General features: G+C 40.5%; 27 protein-coding genes and 1 other annotated feature. Of the genes, 8 read left to right on the forward strand and 19 right to left on the reverse strand.

The window, feature by feature from the left end; translation table 11 throughout:
* Positions 1-126: 126 nt before the first annotated feature.
* The 3 genes from spoIIM to BQ5321_RS17225 all read right to left on the reverse strand — a co-directional run bounded on the left by spoIIM (position 127) and on the right by BQ5321_RS17225 (position 2,582).
* Entirely contained in the window at positions 127-768 is a 642-nt protein-coding gene (gene spoIIM / locus BQ5321_RS17215) for a stage II sporulation protein M (protein WP_071395657.1), read from the reverse strand.
* 101 nt (positions 769-869) lie between these two features.
* Positions 870-2,030 (reverse strand): endonuclease Q family protein, encoded by a 1,161-nt coding sequence (locus BQ5321_RS17220; protein WP_071395658.1) that lies wholly within the window; start codon positions 2,028-2,030, stop codon positions 870-872.
* A complete protein-coding gene (locus BQ5321_RS17225) occupies positions 2,031-2,582 on the reverse strand; it encodes an NUDIX hydrolase (RefSeq protein ID WP_071395659.1) in 552 nt (183 codons plus the stop codon).
* A gap of 101 nt (positions 2,583-2,683) precedes the next feature.
* Here BQ5321_RS17225 and BQ5321_RS17230 point away from each other — a divergent pair, with 101 nt between their 5' ends.
* Positions 2,684-3,601: an aldo/keto reductase gene (locus tag BQ5321_RS17230; RefSeq protein ID WP_071395660.1), complete on the forward strand. Its 918-nt coding sequence runs from the start codon at positions 2,684-2,686 to the stop codon at positions 3,599-3,601.
* Positions 3,602-3,674: 73 nt separating this feature from the next.
* Here the strand turns inward: BQ5321_RS17230 and BQ5321_RS17235 are convergent, their stop codons facing one another.
* Both BQ5321_RS17235 and BQ5321_RS17240 read right to left on the reverse strand, forming a co-directional pair.
* On the reverse strand, positions 3,675-3,917 hold the full coding sequence (locus BQ5321_RS17235; protein WP_071395661.1) for a YqkE family protein: 243 nt from the start codon (positions 3,915-3,917) through the stop codon (positions 3,675-3,677).
* Positions 3,918-4,054: 137 nt separating this feature from the next.
* The gene (locus BQ5321_RS17240; protein WP_071395662.1) at positions 4,055-4,741 is read right to left on the reverse strand and encodes a CoA transferase subunit A; all 687 of its coding nucleotides are present in this window, start codon (positions 4,739-4,741) and stop codon (positions 4,055-4,057) included.
* Positions 4,742-4,890: 149 nt separating this feature from the next.
* Here BQ5321_RS17240 and BQ5321_RS17245 point away from each other — a divergent pair, with 149 nt between their 5' ends.
* The 3 genes from BQ5321_RS17245 to BQ5321_RS17250 all read left to right on the forward strand — a co-directional run bounded on the left by BQ5321_RS17245 (position 4,891) and on the right by BQ5321_RS17250 (position 7,029).
* Positions 4,891-5,796, forward strand: a complete 906-nt coding sequence (locus BQ5321_RS17245) for a hydroxymethylglutaryl-CoA lyase (RefSeq protein WP_071395663.1) — start codon at positions 4,891-4,893, stop codon at positions 5,794-5,796.
* A 60-nt stretch (positions 5,797-5,856) separates the two neighbouring features.
* Positions 5,857-5,988, forward strand: a complete 132-nt coding sequence (locus tag BQ5321_RS24855; RefSeq protein ID WP_261798744.1) for a hypothetical protein — start codon at positions 5,857-5,859, stop codon at positions 5,986-5,988.
* 120 nt (positions 5,989-6,108) lie between these two features.
* On the forward strand, positions 6,109-7,029 hold the full coding sequence (locus tag BQ5321_RS17250) for an alpha/beta hydrolase (RefSeq protein ID WP_071396962.1): 921 nt from the start codon (positions 6,109-6,111) through the stop codon (positions 7,027-7,029).
* A 29-nt stretch (positions 7,030-7,058) separates the two neighbouring features.
* On the opposite strand, the gene BQ5321_RS17255 is transcribed toward BQ5321_RS17250, so the two are convergent.
* The 6 genes from BQ5321_RS17255 to BQ5321_RS17280 form a co-directional block, all read right to left on the reverse strand.
* A complete protein-coding gene (locus tag BQ5321_RS17255; RefSeq protein ID WP_071395664.1) occupies positions 7,059-7,385 on the reverse strand; it encodes an iron-sulfur cluster biosynthesis family protein in 327 nt (108 codons plus the stop codon).
* 77 nt (positions 7,386-7,462) lie between these two features.
* A complete protein-coding gene (locus BQ5321_RS17260; protein WP_071395665.1) occupies positions 7,463-7,795 on the reverse strand; it encodes a YolD-like family protein in 333 nt (110 codons plus the stop codon).
* A 29-nt stretch (positions 7,796-7,824) separates the two neighbouring features.
* Complete coding sequence (locus tag BQ5321_RS17265) at positions 7,825-9,084, reverse strand: Y-family DNA polymerase (RefSeq protein ID WP_071395666.1); 1,260 nt, start codon at positions 9,082-9,084, stop codon at positions 7,825-7,827.
* Between the two features lie 102 nt (positions 9,085-9,186).
* Positions 9,187-10,608 carry a hypothetical protein gene (locus BQ5321_RS17270; protein ID WP_071395667.1) on the reverse strand — a complete coding sequence of 474 codons (1,422 nt, stop codon included), beginning with the start codon at positions 10,606-10,608 and terminating at the stop codon, positions 9,187-9,189.
* A gap of 148 nt (positions 10,609-10,756) precedes the next feature.
* On the reverse strand, positions 10,757-11,965 hold the full coding sequence (locus BQ5321_RS17275) for an MFS transporter (RefSeq protein WP_071395668.1): 1,209 nt from the start codon (positions 11,963-11,965) through the stop codon (positions 10,757-10,759).
* Positions 11,966-12,136: 171 nt separating this feature from the next.
* Positions 12,137-12,757 carry a hypothetical protein gene (locus tag BQ5321_RS17280; protein ID WP_071395669.1) on the reverse strand — a complete coding sequence of 207 codons (621 nt, stop codon included), beginning with the start codon at positions 12,755-12,757 and terminating at the stop codon, positions 12,137-12,139.
* Positions 12,758-13,074: 317 nt separating this feature from the next.
* Between BQ5321_RS17280 and BQ5321_RS17285 the strand changes: the two genes are divergently transcribed.
* Complete coding sequence (locus BQ5321_RS17285; RefSeq protein WP_071395670.1) at positions 13,075-13,455, forward strand: PilZ domain-containing protein; 381 nt, start codon at positions 13,075-13,077, stop codon at positions 13,453-13,455.
* 61 nt (positions 13,456-13,516) lie between these two features.
* Here BQ5321_RS17285 and BQ5321_RS17290 read toward each other — a convergent pair whose 3' ends face one another.
* The 5 genes from BQ5321_RS17290 to BQ5321_RS17310 all read right to left on the reverse strand — a co-directional run bounded on the left by BQ5321_RS17290 (position 13,517) and on the right by BQ5321_RS17310 (position 17,760).
* A complete protein-coding gene (locus BQ5321_RS17290; protein WP_071395671.1) occupies positions 13,517-14,698 on the reverse strand; it encodes an NAD(P)/FAD-dependent oxidoreductase in 1,182 nt (393 codons plus the stop codon).
* A gap of 33 nt (positions 14,699-14,731) precedes the next feature.
* Positions 14,732-15,175, reverse strand: coding sequence for a helical membrane plugin domain-containing protein (locus BQ5321_RS17295; RefSeq protein WP_071395672.1), 444 nt, complete (start codon positions 15,173-15,175; stop codon positions 14,732-14,734).
* 298 nt (positions 15,176-15,473) lie between these two features.
* Entirely contained in the window at positions 15,474-16,217 is a 744-nt protein-coding gene (locus BQ5321_RS17300) for an amino acid ABC transporter ATP-binding protein (RefSeq protein WP_071395673.1), read from the reverse strand.
* 15 nt (positions 16,218-16,232) lie between these two features.
* On the reverse strand, positions 16,233-16,892 hold the full coding sequence (locus tag BQ5321_RS17305; protein ID WP_071395674.1) for an amino acid ABC transporter permease: 660 nt from the start codon (positions 16,890-16,892) through the stop codon (positions 16,233-16,235).
* Between the two features lie 76 nt (positions 16,893-16,968).
* Positions 16,969-17,760 (reverse strand): amino acid ABC transporter substrate-binding protein, encoded by a 792-nt coding sequence (locus tag BQ5321_RS17310; RefSeq protein ID WP_071395675.1) that lies wholly within the window; start codon positions 17,758-17,760, stop codon positions 16,969-16,971.
* A gap of 185 nt (positions 17,761-17,945) precedes the next feature.
* Here BQ5321_RS17310 and BQ5321_RS17315 point away from each other — a divergent pair, with 185 nt between their 5' ends.
* Both BQ5321_RS17315 and BQ5321_RS17320 read left to right on the forward strand, forming a co-directional pair.
* Entirely contained in the window at positions 17,946-19,121 is a 1,176-nt protein-coding gene (locus BQ5321_RS17315) for an MFS transporter (protein WP_071395676.1), read from the forward strand.
* Positions 19,122-19,135: 14 nt separating this feature from the next.
* A complete protein-coding gene (locus tag BQ5321_RS17320) occupies positions 19,136-19,330 on the forward strand; it encodes a YwbE family protein (RefSeq protein WP_071395677.1) in 195 nt (64 codons plus the stop codon).
* 42 nt (positions 19,331-19,372) lie between these two features.
* Here the strand turns inward: BQ5321_RS17320 and BQ5321_RS17325 are convergent, their stop codons facing one another.
* Complete coding sequence (locus tag BQ5321_RS17325; protein ID WP_071395678.1) at positions 19,373-20,167, reverse strand: SDR family NAD(P)-dependent oxidoreductase; 795 nt, start codon at positions 20,165-20,167, stop codon at positions 19,373-19,375.
* A 142-nt stretch (positions 20,168-20,309) separates the two neighbouring features.
* On the opposite strand from BQ5321_RS17325, the gene namA reads away from it, so the two are divergent.
* Positions 20,310-21,350 (forward strand): NADPH dehydrogenase NamA, encoded by a 1,041-nt coding sequence (gene namA, locus BQ5321_RS17330; RefSeq protein WP_071395679.1) that lies wholly within the window; start codon positions 20,310-20,312, stop codon positions 21,348-21,350.
* Between the two features lie 37 nt (positions 21,351-21,387).
* Here the strand turns inward: namA and BQ5321_RS17335 are convergent, their stop codons facing one another.
* Together BQ5321_RS17335 and rnz are read right to left on the reverse strand one after the other, a co-directional pair.
* A complete protein-coding gene (locus tag BQ5321_RS17335; RefSeq protein WP_071395680.1) occupies positions 21,388-22,722 on the reverse strand; it encodes a sodium-dependent transporter in 1,335 nt (444 codons plus the stop codon).
* Positions 22,723-22,827: 105 nt separating this feature from the next.
* Positions 22,828-23,044, reverse strand: a binding site (T-box leader).
* Positions 23,045-23,159: 115 nt separating this feature from the next.
* The gene (gene rnz / locus BQ5321_RS17340; protein ID WP_071395681.1) at positions 23,160-24,080 is read right to left on the reverse strand and encodes a ribonuclease Z; all 921 of its coding nucleotides are present in this window, start codon (positions 24,078-24,080) and stop codon (positions 23,160-23,162) included.
* Positions 24,081-24,172 lie beyond the last annotated feature (92 nt).

Consider the following 24,172-nt stretch of genomic DNA (forward strand, 5'->3'; position numbering starts at 1 on the left):
TTCGAAGGTCCCTCCTCGCCACGTTCATTCTCATTATAGCAGATGAGAACCTTTAGTCAAACTAAAATCATTACAATCTGCAATTGAAAATTATTATAATATAACACTCACTATAAATTGTTATTTTTAAGATACTGAATCGATAACCGCCTTCATTAATGAGGGCGATAAATAGGCTTCAATTCCTGCTGCAATAGCAAGCAGCAAGCCAGCTGCAACGAACAAAATGAGATATTTTCCCAGCATCGGTAGAATTGGTTCACTTATTTTTTTCATAAATTGTCTTTTTATCATTTTCAACGAGATGGTCACGGCCACCGTTGCCGTGACAATAAAAACAGGGATAATGAGAAAATTCTGTGGAAGCACAGAAACGAAGGATAGCAGAAAGCCATTCCAGCCCATTTGACTCACGAGAAAACCCACCGTAAAGCCGACGACCATCCCTTTTATAAACAATAGAATCAATATGATAGGAAGACCGATAATCGATATTCCTAAGAGTCCTATCAAACCGATATATTTACTGTTATGCAGAAAGCTTTGCAGAAATAAATCATGTGATGTGGCTATTTTCCCATTTGAAACCTGTCCAAAAAATTGTGTTAAATAATAAAACAAATCTTCCTTTTGGCCAAAGCTTAAGCTATTGACAACGATAGCACCAAAAATAACTCCCATTAAAAATAGCACAATCACAAAGAGATAAATTGAGGAATGCTCGCGTAAATGTGTGACAATAACGTTATGGTACATTTTTTTCTTCATTATCTGCTTCCTCCTGCCAATCTATTACTACATTGTATGCAGGAGGATTCAATCTATGACGATGATTCTAGTGAAATTTACTAGATTGACCACACATTCAATTACATAACCTTTCCATACTTTCCAGCCCCGCCAGCGGCAAGCTGCAATGCTCCTGTTCGCGCTGCCATAATTCTTTCAGCCATAAGAGTCGGGACAACCTGCTCCAAATGTTCATAGGAAACTTCATGTAAAATGGCCATCTCTGTACCAAAGTGGTCTAAAAGCTTTTCTTTCATTTTTGGTCCAAGTCCCGGTATAAACTCAAGCGGAATTTGATGAATATACGGCGGACGCACGGGTGGATTCTCGGTCGGCGTGGAAAGCTCGGCAATTCGATCCGCTACCCCTTTTACATACTTATGATGACCGCAGTTTTGACATTTCCCCTCATTCGGATCGAAGCGATGCTGGCATTTTTCACAGGCTGTTTGATGGTATTTACCAAGCAGTGGGTCTAATCCATAGTTGGCTATAATCCCTCTTTCCCCCTTGTTAGCTAATGCCTTTTCTAATTCCTGAAACGTCGGAGCATTCATCGCAACCGTTTGATACTCACGAGCTATTTTACCCAGTGAATGGGCATCAGAGTTCGAGATAAAGGTATAGGAATGAAGCTCTTTAATTCCATCTGCCATATAAGTATCCGAGCTTAACCCAAGCTCAATTGCATCAATTGCTTCCGGATCAAACACCTCCGCTAAGGACCTCTCCACTCCTTTTCCATAAAGGCTTTTAAAGGGCGTGAACACATGTGCCGGAATAAATAATCCGCCCAATTCCTTTACTTTCTTTTGCAGCTCTTTTCCACTTGCATAAATTCGCTGTGAACTAAGGTGAATATTTTTTAAATGATTTTTAAGCCAATTGGAGAAATATTTTAAGCTCATCATACTAGGAAAAAAGCAGAGAACATGAATCGGACCATGACAGCTTTCATCATAAATTTCAAGTTCAGAGCCCGGAATAATCGTTAAGCCCCCATATGAAAGACCTCCGCCGGATAACTCTATTAGTTCTCCGGTATCCATATGCTCCTCCATTTCCAAAATGACTTCTGGAGAATGACAGTCAATAATTCCAATCATATTGAGACCTTTTTCATCTCTAGCATGCGCAATAATATTGGAGAAGGTTAAGCTTTTCGCTCCTGTAATTTTCACCGCTCTGCCGCTTCTTGTCCGACCAATGTGAATATGAAGATCTGTATAATAATGGTTCATCTAGTTTTTCAACACCTCTTGCAGCAGCAGGTATTGGACAGCAAATACCGTTTTGGCATCGCAAATTTGTTTTTCCTCAATGGCTTGCTGTGCTTCATTAAGAGTCAATTCGATTAGATTGACAAACTCATCTTCATCAAGCCCAGCAGCATTTTCCTTCTTCTTTAAGCCTTTTGCAACATATACATGAACAATTTCATCGGCAAATCCGGGAGAAGTATAGAATGAATTTAATAATTCTATGCTCTCACAATCATAGCCGGTTTCCTCTTCCAATTCTCGCTTCGCACAAGCTGAAGGCTCTTCTCCTTTTTCCAGCTTTCCGGCTGGAATTTCAATGATCGTCTTTTCCAAGGCTTTTCGGAATTGTTCAACCATCACCATTCGATTCTCATCTGTAATCGCAATAATCGCGACTGCCCCGGGATGTTTAATTAATTCTCTTTTTGCTTTCTTCCCATTCGGAAGCAGTACCTCATCTACCTGAAGTTGGATGACCTTCCCAGAGAAGATTTTTTCTGTTGATAATGTTTTTTCTTCTAGGAGACTCATAAAATAACCCCTGTTCTATTTCAAATTTAATAGCACATATATTTTATCATACTCTATTTGATGGGAAAAAATATGATATAAAGGAAAAGGAGGTGTTCACTTTGCAAAAAAGACAATTAGGTCAATCCGATTTATTCGTTACAACACTTGGGCTAGGCTGCATGTCATTAGGCCATGATAAAAAGACAGCTGAATCGATTCTAAAAACAGCTGTTGAAGAAGGAATTAACTACTTTGATAGTGCGGATTTATATGATTTTGGAGAAAATGAACAAATCATCGGCTCCGCACTCAAATCTGTCCGTGACAAGGTGATTATTGCGACAAAGGCAGGCAACCGTTGGAATGAAGCAAAGGATAACTGGAGCTGGGATCCATCCAAGGCATACATAAAGGAAGCTGTTAAAGCTAGTCTGAGAAGGCTCAATACCGACTATATTGATTTGTACCAGCTTCATGGCGGGACCATTGATGATCCAATCGATGAAACGATTGAGGCTTTTGATGAGCTAAAAAAGGAAGGAATCATCCGTTATTACGGAATTTCATCCATTCGTCCAAATGTCATTCGTGAATATGCGGCAAAGTCTAAGATGGTTTCTGTCATGATGCAATACAGCCTTTTAGATAGAAGACCTGAAGAAGAAGCTCTACCACTTCTGCAACAACAGCAAATAAGCGTCGTTTGCCGCGGCTCACTGGCAAAGGGAATGTTAAGTGAGAAAATGCTGGCAAAGGCTTCACCATCTGTAAAAGAAAATGGCTATTTGGATTATTCCTATTCTGAACTTGCCGAGCTGCTTCCAGCATTAAAGGCACCCTTTGATCGCCCATTCAATGAAATAGCGCTACAATACAATCTCGCTCATCCTGCTGTCGCTTCTGTTATTGTTGGTGCCAGCTCTCTAGAGCAGCTAAAAGAAAATATTCGTGCCGTACGCAGTCAGCCTCTTACAGACGTTGAACTTGACTTTCTCAGGGGGCATACGAAGGCGAATAAATATGTTGCACACCGTTAACCTTTTACGTAAAAAAACAAGAAAAGAAATGGCCGTTTATGGGCTGCTCTTTTCTTGTTTCACATTTATTTTACTATTTAAAATCTTTCCAGTTAACGCTGCTTTCATTTAACAGCTCCTCGAACGATTTATTTTTTTCCTTTAATCTACGCTCTTCCCGTTTTTGTTCCTCCAGTGCCAACCGGTGTTGCTCCTCTTGATTTTGCAGCTCTTTTTTCCTGTCCTTTAGTTCATTAATGAGCTCAGCGTTCAGGAGATCACCAAGGGTAACCGGTTTATCTTGTGTTTGTGATTTTTTCTCTTGTCTTTTCTTCATGGCAAATTCCCCTTTTTATGATGATGTTCATATTATACCATGATGCTGGGAAAAAACGACCATGGGATGTCATTCATGCTAGTAAGCATCTAAAATGACCGTAGCATCTATTATGATTGCACTAGTACACACACCTCCTACCTGAGGCGCAAGCGCTCCATTCGTTTTTGCTGTCTGCCCTCTACTATCGTTTGAACATAGATTCCAGGTGTATGGATTTGATCTGCCTCGAGCTCTCCCGTTTCCACAAGCGCCTCTACTTCAGCTATCGTAACCCGGCCAGCCGCAGCCATCATCGGATTAAAATTACGTGCTGTTTTATGATAGACTAGGTTCCCCAGCCGGTCTCCTTTCCACGCCCGTACAATACTAAAATCCGCCATTAAGGCCTCTTCAAGCAAATATTCCTTCCCATGATAAGTGCGGATTTCTTTTCCTTTTTCCAGTTGGGTCCCAACACCAGCGGGGGTAAAGAAGGCTGGTATTCCAGCACCTCCAGCTCTGATTTTTTCCGCCAGTGTTCCTTGTGGCAGTAGTTCTACATGAAGCTCCCCGGCAATTACCTGTCTTTCAAACTCTTTATTTTCACCAACATAGGATCCAATCATTTTTTTGATTTGACGGTTTTTTAACAGAAGGCCTAACCCCCAATCATCTATTCCACAGTTGTTGGAGATGATGGTTAAATTCCGGACATTTTTTTCTACCAATGCCAAAATGAGATTTTCTGGAATGCCACATAGACCAAAGCCTCCTACCATCAGTGTTGCTCCATCGCTAATCTCTGCTATTGCTTCCTCAAACGACGAACAAATTCTCTTCATTCCTCAACCTCCACACACCTTTGTAATGCTCCTACTTATGCATCATGCGTTTCTTACCTTCATAAAGTGGTAGTAAAAAGGATCCGCTTTCAATCTATTTGTTGATGTTTTTGCCTTCTAATTTGAGATTATGATGTGGAGGAGAAAAAATGACACTTCACTTGCCAAAAAAAGTGACGATTATTGAAGTAGGTCCACGTGATGGACTGCAAAACGAGAAAAATTTTATTCCAACGGCAGTTAAAATAGATTTTATTGCCAAATTAAAGGAAGCTGGCCTTCAAGAACTGGAATTGACCTCCTTCGTTTCTCCCAAATGGGTTCCACAAATGAGTGATGCCGAGGATATCGTTGCTGCTTGTCTTGACTTGAAAACGAAAGCAATCGTTCTTGTTCCAAATCGTAAAGGAATGGAGAGAGTCATGCATACACCGTGCCGAGCTGTTGCCGTCTTCGCCGGTGTAAGTGATGAGTTTAATCGAAAAAACAGTAACAAAGCCACCTCCGAGCTCTTGAAGGAGCTGATTCCTGCTGTGATTGAATTAAAGGGGAAAGGCTATTTTATCCGCGCTTGTATTTCAACTGCTTTTTACTGCCCCTACAAGGGGAAAATAGCTGAGGCGGATACAATCCGACTTTGCAATGTGTTTATTGATGCTGGTGTGGATGAATTAAGCGTAGCAGACACAATCGGAATGGCTGCCCCACATGAAAGTTTTTCTTTATTTTCCAAGTTAATCCGAAATTTCCCAAACCAATTGATTACTGCTCATTTTCACGATACACGAAAAATGGCATTAGCCAATATTTATGCAGCCCTCGAGGCGGGGGTTGTTCGGTTTGATGCTTCTGCCGGCGGTCTTGGCGGCTGTCCCTTTGCTAAGGGTGCAACAGGGAATGTTGCGACAGAGGATGTCGTCTACATGCTTTCACGGATGGGAGTTGATACAGGCGTGGACTTAGAGAAGCTGATTGACGCTATTCACCTTATCTCCCCACACCTTTCACGTCCCATTGACAGCGCGGTTTTCCGTCTGCACACGGCTGCTGAATAATTTGCACCTCCTTAATCCATGTTAATGAATGTATTCTATTCAATAAGGAGTTGAATTTGCTTGAGTCAAAAACGCGAAAAGGGCTACAGCCAAAAAGGGAAACCAACGGCTGATACAGTGAAGCAGACGATTGCAGCTGAAGATTTAGAAAACGCCATTCATCCAACTAAAAGACAAAATGCCCAGCAGTAAGCCGCTTCTAGTAAGCGGTTTTTTTGTTAGACCTATCTCTAGATGTTACAATAAAGAGAATTCTATACGCAGCCAGTTTCTCCTAACATGAAAATAATCGGAGGCATGAAAATGAAAAACCTGAGAAAACTGCTTCGGATTCTTTTTTCGTTCCTGTTCTTCCTTACGTCTTTTGGGGTTTATTTTACCAATCGGATCATGTACATCAAGAAAAAAGATGAGCAACTGATTTTAAACCGCGAAAAAAATGCGGGACGGTTTGATCCTGATGAGTTCCAGTACTTACCCAAAAGAGAAGTAAGCATCCCTTCCCCTTTCGGATACGAATTAAAAATGATTCTTGTCGAACCACATTCTGCTAAGCACTATATCATTATTTCCCACGGTGTAACTGAGAATAAAATCAACTCGATTAAGTATATGAAGCTTTTCCTTGAAAGAGGCTTTAACGCAGTGATTTATGATCACCGTCGCCATGGTGAATCTGGCGGAAAGACTACCAGTTACGGCTATTACGAAAAGTTCGACCTAAAAGCGGTTGTGAATTGGCTAAAGAAAGAGAAGGGGCCTGATTTATTGCTGGGGATTCACGGAGAATCCATGGGTGCGGCCACAATGCTCCTCTATGCGGGAATGGTTGAGGACGGGGCTGATTTTTATATTTCCGACTGCTCCTTTTCCGATTTTAAAGAGCAGCTTTCCTATTTACTGAAAACGGAAATGAAGCTGACACCGAGGCCGCTGCTTCCGATTGCAGATGTTTTCCTGCGGATGCGGGAAAGATATTCATTGCGTGACATTTCCCCTATTTCAGTCATCCAGCAAATAAAGAACCCTATTCTGTTCATTCACAGTAAAAAGGATACTTATATTCTCCCTTCCATGACGGAAGCCCTATATGAGAAGAAAAAAGGACCCAAAATGCTGTTTCTTGCTGAAAACGGTGCACATGCCCAATCCTTAAATGAGAATAAGGAAGATTATGAAGCTGCCATTGATGAGTTTTTACGTGAATTTGGTTTTCTTAACAAAGATACCTAATCGAGGATATCTCCCTCGATTAGGTATCTTTAGTTAGTCTTGTCGAATAGACTCATTCTTGGATTCAAATATTGATTTGGACTTTTCAATTGAAAGCAATTCGTTGCTTCCTGAAAGTCAATGGTCAGGACATCATCGAGAAAAACCTCTTTTGATTTCTCAACATAAATGCTGTCATACTGAGTTTCAATCGCATAGTCGTCGTCTTCCAATTCATTCACAAGCCATAAATTAGTTACACCGCACATCACACAGCCGCATTCCTCGGCATCATATTTCAGCTTTAACAAGCCTTGCTTTCCTGCTCTGAACGCTGCTATTTTCACCGCGGCTCGAGCTGTAATCGTTATTTCCATTTTTACGGTCCCCTTTCACTATGGACGATTGTAGCATACTTTTATAAGTGAGCCATAGTGATAAACCTTCAAGCCTATCATCCGGCATGCTGCACCTCCATGATATTTTGCCACTCAATTCGGTGCTCCTCGCCAAAACGGTCTATGACATGAAGACGACTGTTTAAACTATCACAGCTGCAGATACGACCGACCAGCAATTCATATTTCCGCTCGCGAAAGTGAATAATCGTTACCTGCTTGTCAAATTCCATTGCCTCAGTAATGATTTCGTTCATGATTTCTAATTGCTGCTCATCCAGCTCTTTTTTCGTTTCATACGAGTCCTCTTCTGCCCATTCCCTTAAAACCTTGACATGCTCGGGCAGCATCATCGATACCCATTTTATACGGCCACGATCACGAATCATATAGATCCTCCCTTTGTCTTTTCAAATTCTTACCTCTTATGCCCACCCACGAGCTTTGCCCGTTGCCTAGCCGTACCAGCAGCCGTATAAGATACAGCACGCAAGAGAGCATCAGAGCCGAAACGTTTACGGATTTTGTCCACCGTATAGCCAAGCTCACGCTTTTTCCATCCATTTAAATCAAACAAATTCAACTGAAAATCAACATCATCGGACAATTTACTGAGAGACATCGTTATTTTCCTGACCGTTTTCCCTTCATAATGTTCATGAAAAAGTTCAAGACAGACACGATAGATCTCCATTGTCACATTTGTCGGGCGTTCAATCGTCCTAGAACGATAAAAGCCGCCGCCAAATTCATCCTGGCTGTAGCTGACACCAAAGCTAATCGTTCTTCCTGCTTTACGGTGAGTCCGGGCTCTCTTGGCCACCTCTTCACACATTTCCAAAATGACATGCTTGATTTCTTCTTCTTCCTTATAATCACGCATTAGCACCTGGCCTTTTCCAAAGCTAACCTGCCCCGCCATAATCGGTGCACCGATTTCAGACAAATCTATTCCCCAAGCATGATGGTAAAGCTGATTTCCCATAATTCCAAATTTCTTCTCAAGCTTTTGTAAATCATAATGGGCAAGCTGCCCCACCGTAAAAATCCCCATTCCATTCAAGGTTTTCTCTAGCCTGCCTCCAATCCCCCACATATCACGAAGTGGGCTGATTGGCCAAAGCTTATTTGGAATATCCTCATACCTCCATTGTGCCACGCCTTGTTTTTTCGCCTCCAAATCAAGACAGAGCTTTGCCATCAGCATATTAGGACCGATGCCGACCGCACAGGGAAGCTGAAATTCCCGTTTAATATCGTCCCTAATTTTCTCAGCTATGGTCACGGCGTCTCCCCACAGCTTTGCCGCTCCATCCACCCTCAAAAAGCTTTCATCAACACTGTAGGCATGGATTGCTTCTTTTGGTACATAGCGGTTAAAAACGCGAATGATTTCCATTGAAATTCTGACATAGGTGGCCATCCTTGGCTCTACTACCGTAATCCGCGGGTCATCAGGGATATCAAACTTTCGCGCCCCCGTTTTAATGCCAAATTCTTTTTTCATCCGCGGTGAAGCCGCAAGAACGATACTCCCTTCGCGTTCCTTATCACCCACGACCGCTAAATAGCAGTCAAGCGGATCAAGCCCCTCCATAACAGCAGAGCAGCTCGCATAGAAGCTTTTCATATCGATGCATAAAATTTGCTGCTGCGGCATTTTACTGTAATCCATCATAACCGCATCCTCCGCTTATAATTAAGAACGTTTGTTCTGTATTATTCTATTCATTATTGTAAGCGAATATGCGTTCTTATTCAATGGAAATTTTCGGCATCATCAGCCTGTCACTTGATTCCTCACTAATTGATCATAAACTTGCTGGTAGGCGGATGCCTCCTCGAGCATTCCTTTATGCTGATACATTTTGGACAGCTGCAAGACAGGAGCCGCAGCATCCGGATGGAGTTCCATTTCCCATGAGAAGCATTCAATGGCTTCATCATACTGCTGAAAGTCAGCATAGTATTGGCCCAGTTCCATCATATGATCTGGGTCTTCTAGTAATTGAAGCATTTGATTGATTTTTAAAAAGAGTGGTGAGCGGGGTACAAGCCTTTGAATCGGTTGAAGCATACGTGAAACAGACACTAAATCATTCGTTTTCAGTAATAGGTTAATAAGACTAAACAGCTTCTGTTCCAATTCCTTCAGCTTATTCTGCTTGATGAGCCTTTTCATAACGGGGATAAATGTCTTAAAATGAACAGCAATGAAATGAACCTCTGCACGTTCCCATACTAAGTCGAGAATACCGTCATAGGAGTCTGGGAGGTCGTCGATACATTCTAATAAGAAAAGAGCTGCCCTTTCATAACGGTCTTCGCGCACCATCCTAGACATGACAGCTTGTAGATTAGGCAGTGTGCGGAACGGATTCACATGGATATAGCATAAAAGTCCGATCCAATCCTCCATTGTCATGAATTGAAGCGCAATTGTTGTATAGGTATCCACCAAATCAGCTTTCGAAAGCTTCTGAACCTTTTCAATCCACAGCAATAATAGCTCGACATATCGCCCTTGTTCACTTAGTAATGTATTAAGAAAGGAAGCTTCCATCTCGTTCATACGATTTTTGAAGCAATGCCGTTCAATAAACAAAGGATCCTTCTTATAAATAGCTTGTAAGGAAGAGGACTGATATAAACGACTATAGGAAAGGAAATCCTGAACATGCACGCTATCTTTAGCGGCACTTAATTCAGGAGAAAAGTCATGTATAAGAAGCAGGATTTGGTAGGCCTTAAAGAAGCTACCTTTTCTTCGAAAATAGAAGAAGAGCTTATCAATCGTTTCTGACAATTGTTCTTTTGAAAAGAAGGAATCAAGCGCTGTAGCAATATATGCTACTTCCTGAAGAGAGAATTGACGTTGAAGCTGGGAGAAGAGTTTATGTTTGTTGGGAATAACAGCCTTTTCTGAAGGGAGTATAAACGGGAGAAGAGGATGGTCTGCCTCCAGGACCATTCCTTCATGAAAGGCTTTAGCCAAAAATGACCCCATTTCAATTTGCTCCAATGCTTCCCCATATACAGGTAAATCATTATAGAAAAAACAATAATATAACGTGGTCAGTGATGGCGTTTTTACCTCCAAGATTTTAAATCGCGAATAGATTACAGTTCGCAGAACCTGACCTGTTACAACATTCTTTTGATTCTTAATAGATAGCTCTACTGCCTGGACTTGTTTCATCATTATTATTCAGCCCCTTATGTCATATCCTATTAACATTATTATAGCATAGCTCCCATTTTGATAGGACAGTAAAGGAAAGAACCATTAAACCGTACGGTTTAATGGTTCTCCACAATGATTCACGATAGCTAAGTACAGCTATGTGATATTATTTAGTTCCCATAGCCGACTTTTGATGAGAGTTTCGCTTAAAGGAACGTTTCTGCCATATAATAGTAGTTACAAGCGTCAGAACAAGTAATGTCAATCCTAAAAAGAAGGGGTAAATGATTTCTACATCATAGAGAACTCCCGCCAGCATCGGTCCTAACACATTCCCAATACTCATATAAGCATTATTCATTCCCATCGCAAAGCCCTGTTCATTGCCAGCTAATTTTGAAATAAGCGTATTTAATACAGGACGTAAAATGGAAGTGGCAAGGAAAATGAGCAGCGTAATCGTAAAGAACAGCAAATAGCTTGAAGCAACCAAGGAAAGTAAAAACCCGACCGTTGCTACCCCTAAGAAAATATTTAGTACAGCCCCTTCACCGTAACGGCTCACAATCCGGTCAACGACAAAGAGCTGAACAATCACACTAACAATTCCCGTTGAAGTTACCATGATGGCGATATCCTGCGGAGAAGCACCGAATTGATTATCAACAAAGAGACCAAGCACGGATTCATAAGCCATTAACCCAAAGCTCATCGACAGAGTAATAATAAGCGGAATAAAGTATGGCATTTTGACCGAGCGCACCATTTTCTTAGCCATTGATTCTTCCTGCGGCAGTTCAATAGCACCCGGTTGAACGACTTGACTTTCCTTTAGAACAATAACCGAAAAGATTACTGCCCCAAGCGATACAATGGCCGAAATTAAAAATGGCATTTTTAGTCCAAGATCAGCTAGAAAGCCTCCAATTCCCGGTCCAATGACAATCCCTAAGGACATCGCTGCAGAAACAAAGCTGTTTCCTTTTGCCCGCTGCTCCATCGTGGTGATATCCGCTACATAGGCAAAAATAGCCGGTACAAGGAGGGCACTGCCCATTCCTCCAATCACACGAGAAGCGTACAGCATCCAAATGGAGTCAAATCCATAAAAGATAAAACTTGAAAGCGTCAGACCCATAAGTCCAAATATAATCATTTTTCTTCGTCCATATTGATCCGTCCACTTCCCAGCAATCGGCGAACAGATAAACTGGGCACCGGCAAAAATCGCAATCATTAACCCAGCTGCTGTCCCCCCCTGGTTAATCGACTCTAAATAGGCAGGTAATATCGGAATCACAATCCCAAAGCTACCAATCGCAATAAACATATTTATCATTAAAACTATCAGCTTTTTTCGTTGGTCTGCTGACATCAAATACACCTCTTTCTTATTTTTCCAAATATACATTCGCTACCGTAAATGAGAATTATTTAGCGACACAAAAGAATTTATATATTACATGACAATGAGAGCAACGTCAATAAAAAAGCTCCCAAAACTAATTTGGGAACCTTACGACGTTACCGTACAAGGTCTATATTATTAAAGAGGGAGTGTCGGTAACCTTAGCTTTTTCATAACCAATCTGATTAAGTCAGCTCGATTCATTCGACTGTCTTCTTTACTTTCCACTATATCTGATACATGCTTATAATCCTCGAAATCACCTTGATAGACTAATTGAAAAAAAGGAATTTGTTGAAAATCATGCGGTGTTACATGTGAAGGATGCTTTGGCAGCTCCACTACCTGTGCCTCCTTTAATACAGTGAACACAAATTGAGAGCAAAAGAAGGCATGCTTGCGGTTAAATTGTTTATTCAAGGGAATAGCAAATAGACCTAGTAAATTGTAGCGGTAAAGGTCCCTTTCAATCTCAATCTGACGGATGTACTGATTCATTTTTAGAAATTGACTTTCCGTAATCGTGCAGCAATAGATTGCACATTTCGCTTGTTTTAATAAACCGGTGTGAATACTTTCCTTAACAAAGCCTCCAGTAAACGGGTTTCTCGGTCTCTTTCTTCCAAAGCTATATAGCTCTGAGAAGTGAGGATCAAAAGAAAGAGAAGCATGATTATAAGGTTTTTTTGTATAACACTTTATCATTCTCGTAAGAAGTGTACCGGTATCAGTAAGAACAACATAGACTTTTCTTTCCATGGTAAAGTACTCACCTCGGGTCCATAAATAATAAATAAACAACAGCGTCTTACGATTACAGAAATAATCCTTACAATGAATGACTGCTGCTTTCTATTTATATTGTATCAGGGATTTTTAATATATAAAGGTACCCCAAGCTTTAATTTACTATAAGACTTAAGCCTTACTAAAGCAAGGTAATATTATTTCCAATTATAGTGTAAATCCGCAATAAAGAATAGAATTAGTCAATAATTGCTGATATGATACAATAAAAATAGAATCCTACATTCCATTTCGATGAACAGGAACCTTTGTAAATAGAGGTGATAAAAATGTTAAGATACAGAAGGCAAGAGGGATTTCGCTTTACATTTAATAAACCGATTCCTGTCTTGTTTACCATTAAAGAAGTAGATGGAAACAAGGTTGAATCCTCAGAAGGCATGGCAACAATGATGGATATAAGTCCGAACGGATTAAAATTAAATACAGCCTTAAACATTCCCATTTCCAAACCAAATCAAATTAAAGTCTCTGTTCGTTTTCAATTAAATGATACATTATTTCAAGTTAATGGGATGGTGATTTGGCGAGAAGAAAAATACAATCATTTTCTTTACGGAGTCCAGTTTTCTATTGATGATCAAGAACAGGAAGAACTGATTAACCATTTAAAATCATATGTCAAATCTACTGCTGACAATACCGAATAAAAAAATAACAGAAAAAACCGCTCACAGAATGCTGAAAGAGCGGTTTTCCTTGTCTTAAAGATTAATAGGCTAAGCTAAAAAGACCTTTAATATGTGTGAGGTAGCGTACATTACTTGCTTCTTTCATTAATGAGGCAGGAAGACCTTTAAGCGGCGTTGAGTTTCCGCCAATTTCGGCCACTGCATCTTTACGTCCAAGGCTAGCAAGCGTACCAGAGTTAATTGGAGCAAATACTTCAAATGATTTGTCCATTAAATAAGCGTATAGATTATAACCAACAAGTTCTCCCATTTGCCAAGCATTTTGAGCCGTTGGCGCATAAGGACGTCCACCCTCTTTCGGGAATGCCACCGCTGAATCTCCTACCACAAAAACATCCTTATGTGACGTTGATTGAAGGTATTCATTCACCGTTGCCCTACCGCGATCTGCTTCAAGTCCTGATTCAGAAACAATTGGAGGTGCCTGTACACCACCAGTCCAGACAAAAGTATTAGCAGTGATTTTGCTTCCATCCTTAAGGTCAATCACATTACCTTGAACATTTGTAACTGGAAGTCCTGTTAAGAATTCAACACCGCGTGCCTCTAAACTTTCAACAGCACGTTCAATTAAATGGTCTGGCAATACAGGAAGAACCTTTGGACCTGCTTCAACAAGCTTTAATTTGATCTCCTTTGGATTAACGCCATAGCCTTTGGCGATTTTTGGAAGATTATCTGCAAGCTCACCCACTAATTCGATACCGGTTAAGCCACCACCACCAATTAAAATCGTTGCATCTGCTTCATTTTTCGTTTTCGCGTACTCACGAATACGGCCTTCAATGTGGCTGCGAATATGATTGGCATCTTCAACAGATTTTAACACCATGCTGTTTTCTTCCAATCCAGGAATTCCAAAATAGGCTGTTTTACTACCTAAAGCAACAACAAGGGCATCATAGGTTAACGTTGTACCTTCTGAAAGGAAGACCTTTTTATCCTCTACTGAAAAACGTTCAACCTTTGCAATTTTCAGATCAATATCCTTTCCTTTTAGCAGCTTATTTAGAGGAAGCGCTACAGTACCTTCGCTTGTTGTACCACCTGCAAGACGGTGTAGCTCAGTAATGATTTGATGTGTTGGATATTGGTTAACCACCGTTATATAAGCTTCTTGGCTATTTAAATATTTTCGAACTGTTAATGCAGATAGCAGACCGCCATATCCCGCTCCTAAGATAACAATATGTTTTGACATGTATTTCCACCGTCCTTAACTATTTACAAGAAATTATTGATGATTTTTTTGTTCAGCTGAGATTTCAAGGTATGCATGAACGAAACGAAATAATTTTTGTGCTTGTGGATCTTTGAGCATTTTTAAAAGCCCAAAAAGACCAATCACTTCAGTGCTTTCATCTGCACGTTCCTTCGCTTCCATTGCTGTAGCAGCTACATTTTTTACGGTTGCCGTTACAGGCTCAGTAATTTCCTTAATTGCCCCTACTGTGTCATTTTTCAAGATTTCGTCAGTCGCTAGTGACTGAGCCATATCATATGATTTTGTTAAAACATTAACAAGCTCAGTCAGTTTTGGAAGCTGTTCAACCAATACTGTTAAAGATTCCTGCACCTCAGGCTGTAAAAGTTGATCAAGAATATCACTTTTTCCTTTTTCAGCAGACAAGACTTGAGATTCTTGCTCAATTTTTTCAATTGTGTTTGTTTCTGCCATGTTCGATTCCCCTTTACCTAAAGTATTAATTTTGATTTTTTTGTGTCATTTTAAGTTTTCTTCCATCCATAAAGCTTCATCTGTGATAAATGTCCTTTACAATTCTGCCTCATGTATGAGTCTTCTCTATTATACATGATATTGTTAAAAATTTAACATAATTATTAATAATTTTTTTACCAAAATTACGTTATTAATATAATAATCAAAGGATACTGATTTAACCTGCATGAAATGACGCTAAAAATTAAAAACATCCCAACCGAAATATCAGCTAGGATGTCAAAACGAATACTAATTATTTTAAACTGCGAGTTAAAAAAGCCTTTGTCCGCTCATGCTTTGGATTATTAAATAATTCCTGTGGATGACCTGATTCAACGATTTCACCATTGTCCATAAAAATGGCACGATTTGCCACCTCTTTAGCAAATTCCATTTCATGTGTGACAACAATCATCGTCATATGTTCTTCAGCTAAATCCTTCATGACCTGTAATACCTCTCCAGTTAATTCAGGGTCCAAAGCAGATGTTGGCTCATCAAAAAGCAGGATATCTGGATTCATCATGAGTGCACGCGCAATAGCTACCCGCTGTTTTTGACCGCCGGATAGATTGGCAGGATATGCATTGGCATGCGAAGTCAGACCGATTTTCTCCATCAATTCCATGCTCCTCCTAGCTGTTTCAGAAGTCTCCTTTTTCACTAATTTAGGAGCAAGTTCAAGGTTTTCTTTTACCGTTAGATGCGGAAAAAGATTAAAATGCTGAAAAACCATACCCATTTTAGCTGTGATGGCTTTAATTTCATGTGGCTTTGCATAGACGCCGTTCTTTACTAAATAATCACCGGATACGCAGATACTGCCCCCATTTATTTCTTCTAAATGAACCAAACTCCGCAGCATCGTACTTTTACCTGATCCGGAAGGACCGATTACAGCCACCACATCTTTTTTATTTACATCAAAGGAAATCCTTTTTAATACCTCGAGGTTTCCATATGATTTTTTGAGGTCAGATACTTCAATGATAGCCACATTCTCTACTCCTTCTTATTCAAATTTAAAACGTTTCTCAAGCCATTTAAATACGCTCGTTAATAAGAGAGTCATGATTAGATAGATGACACCTGCGACAAAGAAAGGCACAATCGTAAAATCACGGTTCACGGCCGTCTGGGCAAAGTGTAACAATTCCGGAACAGCAACGGCATATAATAAGGCAGTATCCTTTACTAGCGTGACAGATTCATTAGCAACAGAAGGCAGCGCAATACGGAACATTTGCGGCAGAATAATTCTAGTAGTTGTCTGCCATTTATTCAAGCCCAATACCTTCGCAGCTTCATACTGGCCTTTATCAATGGATAAAAGACCACCTCGAAAAATCTCAGCAAAATACGCAGCATAATTGAGGATAAATCCAAGACTAGCAGCAACAAAGCGGTCAAGGATTAAGTATTCTCCAATGACCGGAATCATCGGAAGCCCAAATGTAATCACTAATAATTGCAGTAAAAGCGGGGTTCCACGCATAACATATATATAGCCTTGCGCAAGCCACGAAATTGGTTTGAAGCTACTTCTAACAGCTAGTGTGAGTAAAAAGCCAAGCGGAATCGACAACACAATCGCAATAAGGAATAATAGAATGGTGGCCTGCGCGCCTTCCAGCATAGGCTTGAGTATTGTGATTAAATATTCTCCTGACATGAGAGGATTCCTCCAAAAACAAAACAGGGTTTCCAAACGGAAATCCTGTTTGCCATATATTTGTTCTGTCTCATTTTTATTTTAATACCTTATCTTCACCGAACCATTTTTCGGAGATTTCTGCTGCTGTACCATCTTCATTCATTGTATCTAATGCTTCCTGAAGTTCATTAAGCAGCGCTTCATTTCCTTTTTTCACCCCAACAGCATATTCTTCAGGTGAAAGCGACTCATCAAGTACCTTAAAAGTTCCTTCTTGTATCGTCATATAATAATTAATAACGACTTCATCAATGACAACCGCATCAACACGGCCATTTTCTAAATCCTTTAATGCCAATACATTTGTTTTAAATTCAGTTAATCCAGCAATTTTTTCATTAATAGGATGTGCATTAAGTGCATCTACAGCAGAGGAAAATGACTGTATCCCGATTTGTTTCCCCTCTAAATCATCTATTGTGGCAACATCTGAATCCGCTAAAACGGCCACAACTTGAGAGTTTTTCAGATATGGTTTTGTAAATAAAACCTTTTCTTTACGTTCATCTGTAACAGTATAACCATTCCAAATCAGGTCAATTCGACCACTGTTAAGCTCTGTTTCCTTTGTTGTCCAATCAATAGGCTGAAACTGAACCTCTACGCCCATTTTTTCACCAGCAGCTTTTGCCATATCAATATCAAAACCGACAATATCATTACTATCATCACGGAAGCCCATCGGAGCAAAAGCATCATCAATTCCAATTACTAACGTATCTATATCTTCCGTACCAGTGTCAGAACCTGAATCCGAGCTTGTACATCCGACAAGAAGGGCGAAAACGGACGCAATTATTAACATAAATAAGCCTGTACGTTTCATATAATATTAACCACCTTTATCCAAATAATACTTTAGTACGTTACTATATTATTAGATTACCATAATAATATAAACGATTGTAGCCCTAAAATATTATTAGAATAAAATTTTTTCTGTTGTTCATAGTGGAAATTGACTATTCATATCCATAATCATTATAATTATCGAGAAATGGAGTGAAATATATGGTAGAAACAAAAAAAGCATTACCCATTCTTTTTCTTGTGATGTTTCTCGTTATGATTGGATTTGGGATCATTATTCCTGTTTTACCTTTTTATGCAGAAAATATCGGTGCATCCCCATTTGAATTAGGTTTATTGATGGCAGTGTATTCATTAATGCAACTTTTGTTTGCACCGCTATGGGGACGAGTGTCTGACCGGATTGGTCGAAAACCAGTCATAATGATCGGAATCTTAGGTTTGGCTCTTTCCTTTTTCCTTATGGGACTTTCCTCCGCACTTTGGATGTTATTTGCCGCAAGAGTGGTCGGAGGAATTTTATCCGCAGCCAATATGCCCACTGTTATGGCTTATGTTGCTGATATCACATCCGCAGAGGACCGTGGTAAGGGAATGGGAATTGTTGGCGCTGCCACCGGACTTGGATTTGTTTTTGGACCAGCTCTTGGCGGGGTATTTTCGAAAATGAGCTTAAACATGCCGTTTTACATCGCTGGATTTTTTTCCCTTTTGACCTTTTTTCTCGTTTGGTTTGTTTTAAAGGAATCTTTGGCAAAGGAAAATAGAGGACAGCAGAGGAATGAAAAATCCTCCGTATGGCAGGCATTAAACGGTTCACAATCCATTTTGTATTTTCTACAATTATTTATTTCCCTATCACTATCAGGATTAGAAGCTACCTTTGCTTATTTCGCAGCCGTTAAAGCGGGATTAGGGACAGTTGGGCTAGGTTATATATTTATGATTATGGGATTGGCTGGAGCACTTGTCCAAGGTGGGCTAGTAGGCAGAATGACGAAGAGCTTTGGCGAAGGAGCCGTTATTCAAATCGGCATTATTGTATCGGCCATTGGCTTTGGTCTTATTTTATTAGTCGATAGCTTTACGACTGCCGCTATTTATCTAACCATATTCGGAATTGGTAACGGGGTTATTCGTCCAAGCGTTTCTGCCCTTTTAACCAAAACATCGTCAGCAGGACATGGCAGTACAACAGGCTTACTTTCTTCGTTCGACTCACTTGGGAGAATTGCAGGACCACCTCTTGGAGGCTGGCTGTACCATATCACTATTGGCTTGCCGTACATTTCAGGAATCATTTTATCCATACTAGCCTTGATGCTATACCGAATCTATACTGTGCAAGAGAAAAAATTACTATCTATTGGTTCATGAAGGAGGCTTTCAGAATGAATGGACAAAACAGAAAAGATATTCTCCCCGGAGCAATGGTCAATATTGTCCTTAAAGCCGACCAAAAAACCGGGAAACTAACCAGTGGGATAGTAAAGGATATCTTGACAAAGTCAAGCTACCATCCACATGGAATTAAAGTACGACTTACAGATGGACAAATCGGAAGAGTTCAATCAATTAAACGGTAATCATACAGGCGTAAGAGATGACAGCTGATGTCATCTCTTTTTTTATTTTTTATTTAGGACCTTTTTTCCTACCCGTTCAAATAGACCTGGAAACAGGGCAAAAAGGATACTTCCCACATTCATCCAACGGGGTAAATTGATTTCCCTTGTATTCGTCAGCATACCGTCAACGACTTTTCTAGCAACAAATTCTGGCTTTAAGATATATTTTTGTACACTATTAACATAGGTTCCCGCTTCATCAGCAATGGAGAAGAAGTTTGTTTCAATCGGTCCAGGATTTATTGCGGTGACAGAGACATTAAAATCAGCTAGCTCCATCCTAAGGCTGTTTGTATAACCTAATACAGCATGCTTTGTTGCAGAATATACGCTTGATTTAGGTGTTGCGATTTTCCCTGCCTGTGAAGCAATGTTTATAATATGGCCTTTTCTTTGTTGCCTCATTAAAGGCAATACCATTGTTGTGCAAGCAATCAGCCCAAGGACATTTACGTCAAACATCGCCTTTACCTCATCCATAGATACTTCATGCGCTGCCCGAAAGACGCCAAACCCCGCATTATTCACTAGTACATCGATTGTCTTCAACTCAGATAAAAGCTTGGAGAAAACCGCCTGGACATCGTCCATATTCGAAACATCCAGTCTATGTACCCGAACAGTAATAGCAAACCGTTCCTCTAAATCTCGCTTAATATCCTCCAAAACATCAAGTCTCCTTGCTAGTAACACTAAATGAGCTCCTCTTTCTGCGCAAAGAGCCGCAATGGAAAGTCCGATTCCACTGGAAGCTCCTGTAATGACAATCGTTTTGTTATTCAGATTACCTGCCAATATTTTTCACCTCTGTACTTTAACATACACGATTGTATCGTACACCAATTCAATGACATAGTAAAACGGAGTTATCTGCTTACCTTTTCACGTATCGTGCTGTTATACTAGCAATGAACAAGAGAAGGAGGAAAATGCCGTAATGGAAAATACAAAACTATTTTCACCTTATACGATTAAAAATGTTACGTTTAAAAATCGAATTGTCATGGCACCGATGTGCATGTATTCATGTACAAACGAGGATGGAAAGGTGACACCATGGCACTACACCCACTACATAAGCCGTGCAGTTGGACAAACAGGCTTGCTGATTCAAGAAGCAACTGCCGTTTCTCCGGAAGGTCGTATCTCACCATATGATTTAGGAATCTGGGGCGACGAGCATATCGAAGGACTTTTACAGCTGACCACTCTTATTAAAGAGAACGGCGCCAAAGCTGGTATACAGTTAGGCCATGCCGGACGCAAAGCCGTATTAGAAGGAGAAATCCTTGCTCCTTCTTCTATCCCATTCGATGACGAAAGTAAAACACCGAAGGAAATGACATTAGAAGATATTCACGCCACGATTAAAGCCTTTAAAAATGGAGCCGAACGTGCAAAAAAGGCTGGATTTGATGTCATTGAAATTCATGGTGCCCACGGGTATTTGATTCATCAATTTTTATCTCCACTTTCCAATCATCGTCATGATGAATATGGCGGCAGCCATGAAAATCGTTACCGCTTCTTGAAAGAAGTGATTGAGGAGGTTAAATCAGTTTGGAATGGACCATTATTCGTTCGTATATCGGCAAATGAATATCATCCGCAAGGGCTGACTGTGGAGGATTATGTCCTCTACAGCCGTTGGATGAAGGGGCAGGGAGTCGACTTAATCGATGTAAGCTCAGGTGCAATTGTGCCGGCAAAGATTAATATCTATCCAGGCTATCAAGTCCCACTAGCCGAAAAAATCAAGCACGCTGCACAGGTTCCAACTGGTGCAGTTGGCCTAATTACATCAGGCCTGCAGGCAGAAGAAATCCTCCAAAGTGAGCGAGCCGATCTCGTTTTACTGGCGCGAGAATTACTGCGCGACCCCTATTGGCCAAGAAGCGCTGCACAGGAGCTTGGTGTCGATATTGAAGGTCCTGTCCAATACGAAAGAGGCTGGAAACAAAGACGAAACCAAAGATAAAGGAAATAAAAAGGTGGACAGAGCTGTCCACCTTTTTCTAGATGATATTTGTGACATCAAGAAATACGACAATAATCACAATGGGTACAACATAGCGTAATAATAAGTACCAGACCTCAAACAGATAACGATATTTTGTCGTTTGAATCAGCTCACTTATTAAAATACTCTTTTTCATTCTATAGGAGACAAAAATTGAGATTAACAGGGCACCAACAGGCATTAATATATTACTAACCAGGTAATCCGCTGCATCAAAAATACTCTTTCCAAGAATTGAAATGTCCGACCAAACACCAAATGACAGCGCCGATGGAATGCCGACTAAAAATACGAGTATTCCAAGCATCCAGGAGAGTCGGTTTCGCCCACCCTTCCCTCTTGATACAGAAGCGACTACAATCTCCAATAAGGAAAAGGCTGATGTGAGAGTGGCAAACAAAAATAAAAGTAAAAAGATGAGTAAAAAGAGATTACCGAAAACCATCTTTTCAAATACGGACGGCAAGACAATAAAGAGCAGACCAGGCCCTGCAGTTGGTTCAAACCCTAACGAGAATACAGCTGGAAAAATCGCAAGACCAGCAAACAAAGAAATAAATAAATTCATCGCCACAATCGATAAGGCCGGCTGAACGATGCTTTCTCCTTTCGGTAAATAAGAGCTGTACGTCACCATCACCGACACCCCTACACTTAACAAAAAGAAGGACTGCCCAAGCGCAAATAAAATACTTTCCGAGTTTAATTTACTGAAATCCGGATTGAGAAGAAAGGATACACCGACCATCGCATTTTCTAGCGTCAGGGAGCGAACAATCAATACCATAAATAAGATAAATAGAGCAGGCATCATGACTTTACTCGCTTTTTCTATCCCAGTTTGAATTCCCCTGCCAACCACGATAATTGTGATAATCAAGAAAAGAGCCTGTGCTCCGATGGATAGAAGCGGATTCGCTACAGATTCAGTAAAAAGTGCCTCGTAGTTGACATTTCCGGCCCCAACCTGCCCCGAAAAGCCAAATACAATATATTGAATAATCCATCCCCCAATGACACTGTAAAAGGATAATAAAATGAAGCAGGTAACTACGCCGAGATAGCCAATCCAATGCCATTTAGAACCTGGAGCAATCTGCTTATAGGCCGAAATAGCTTCTTTTTGCGTGCTGCGACCGATGACAAACTCAGCAAGCAAAAGGGGAAAACCAATTAAAAGGGATAGAAGGACAAATAAAAGAATAAATGCTCCTCCACCGCTCATGCCCGTTACATACGGCAATTTCCAAATCGCCCCAAGTCCAATAGCTGACCCGGCAGAAGCCAGGATAAAGCCGATTTTTGATGACCATTGTTCTTTTTGTTCCAATGTTGTCTCCTCCTGATTGTGAAAGTTAATTTTTTGATACTATCTTAGAAAAAGCTAATATAAGAGCTTGAATTCGGAGAAAAAATAAAAAAAGTCAATGCGATAAAAAGGGACGTGCAGTGCACGCGGTACCACCCTTTTTGAAAGCATTGACTTTCCACTCTATTCGCTAACGGGTTTATCCGTTTCTCGTACAAATACCTGTAAAAGAAAAAGCTCCAAGCTGAATTTCACCATTACCTTTGTATCAGCTTCCACCGACCGCTGACTCTCTTTATGTACAGGGAGATATGGTTTACTTTACACTTTTCATCGCCAAAATTATATTATGATAATTCTATTTAATTGGAATTATACGTGACTCACTTTCATCATGTCAATAAACGTTTCGCGAAAATTATTATTTTTACTTTTATTAATAAAATTCATTCATGACTTTAGCGGGGAATTTCGATGCTCTTAAAATCAGCTGCAAGCTCGGTATTGGGGAAGATTCGCCGAGCTTCCTGTACTAGCTCCTCTGATGCTTGTCGATCATAACGTGAACTAATGTGCGTGATGCAAAGCTTTTTAACCGCTGCCCGCTTAGCCGTTTCTGCAGCCTGACTTGTGGTGGAATGATAATAATCATGGGCCAATGCCTCTTCCCCATTTGCAAAGGTAGCCTCATGGACTAATAAATCCGCTTCATTAGCAAGACTATGCGCCGCTTCACACATCCTTGTATCTCCTAAAATGGTGACCACTCTTCCCTTTTGCTGTGGACCGACAAAACAGTCCGCTTCGATAAATGTGCCATCCTCCAGGGTGACAGACTCACCCGCCTTTATTTTCTTATAGATCGGGCCTGGCTTAACACCTGCCGCTTTTAGCTTCTCAACTAACAAGGTGCCCTGACGATCCTTTTCGATCATTCGAAACCCGTAGGAGGGTATTCCATGCTCAAGCTTTTTAGCCTCCACGAGGAATTGATCGTCTTCAAATACAACTCCTTCATCGATTTCTACTATTTCCAGAGGATATTTTAGATAGGTTCCGCTCACACGTAAAGACGTCTCCACAAATGCTTTTAAGCCTGAGGGGCCAAAGACCGTTACCTTAGTCTCTCCACCTTGAAACGAACGGCTTGCCAGGAGACCCGGAAGTCCGTAGATATGATCCCCATGAAGGTGAGTAATAAAGATTTTCTCTATTCTTGATGGTTTAATGGAAGTATGTAATATTTGATGCTGTGTAGCTTCACCACAGTCAAACAGCCAGATTGAGCCGCGTTCCTCCAATAATTTTAATGCAATCGCTGTAACATTTCTAAGCTTTGCAGGTACACCTGCACCCGTCCCAAGAAAAAATAATTCCACTGATAAGCTCCTTTCTCCTGTCCATACTTATCTTATTATAGCCAAGTTATGATAAGCAGGAAAATAATGAGATTTTTTTATTCCGATTCTTT

The organism is Bacillus tuaregi, assembly GCF_900104575.1.
GTDB lineage: Bacteria > Bacillota > Bacilli > Bacillales > Cytobacillaceae > Bacillus_BD > Bacillus_BD tuaregi.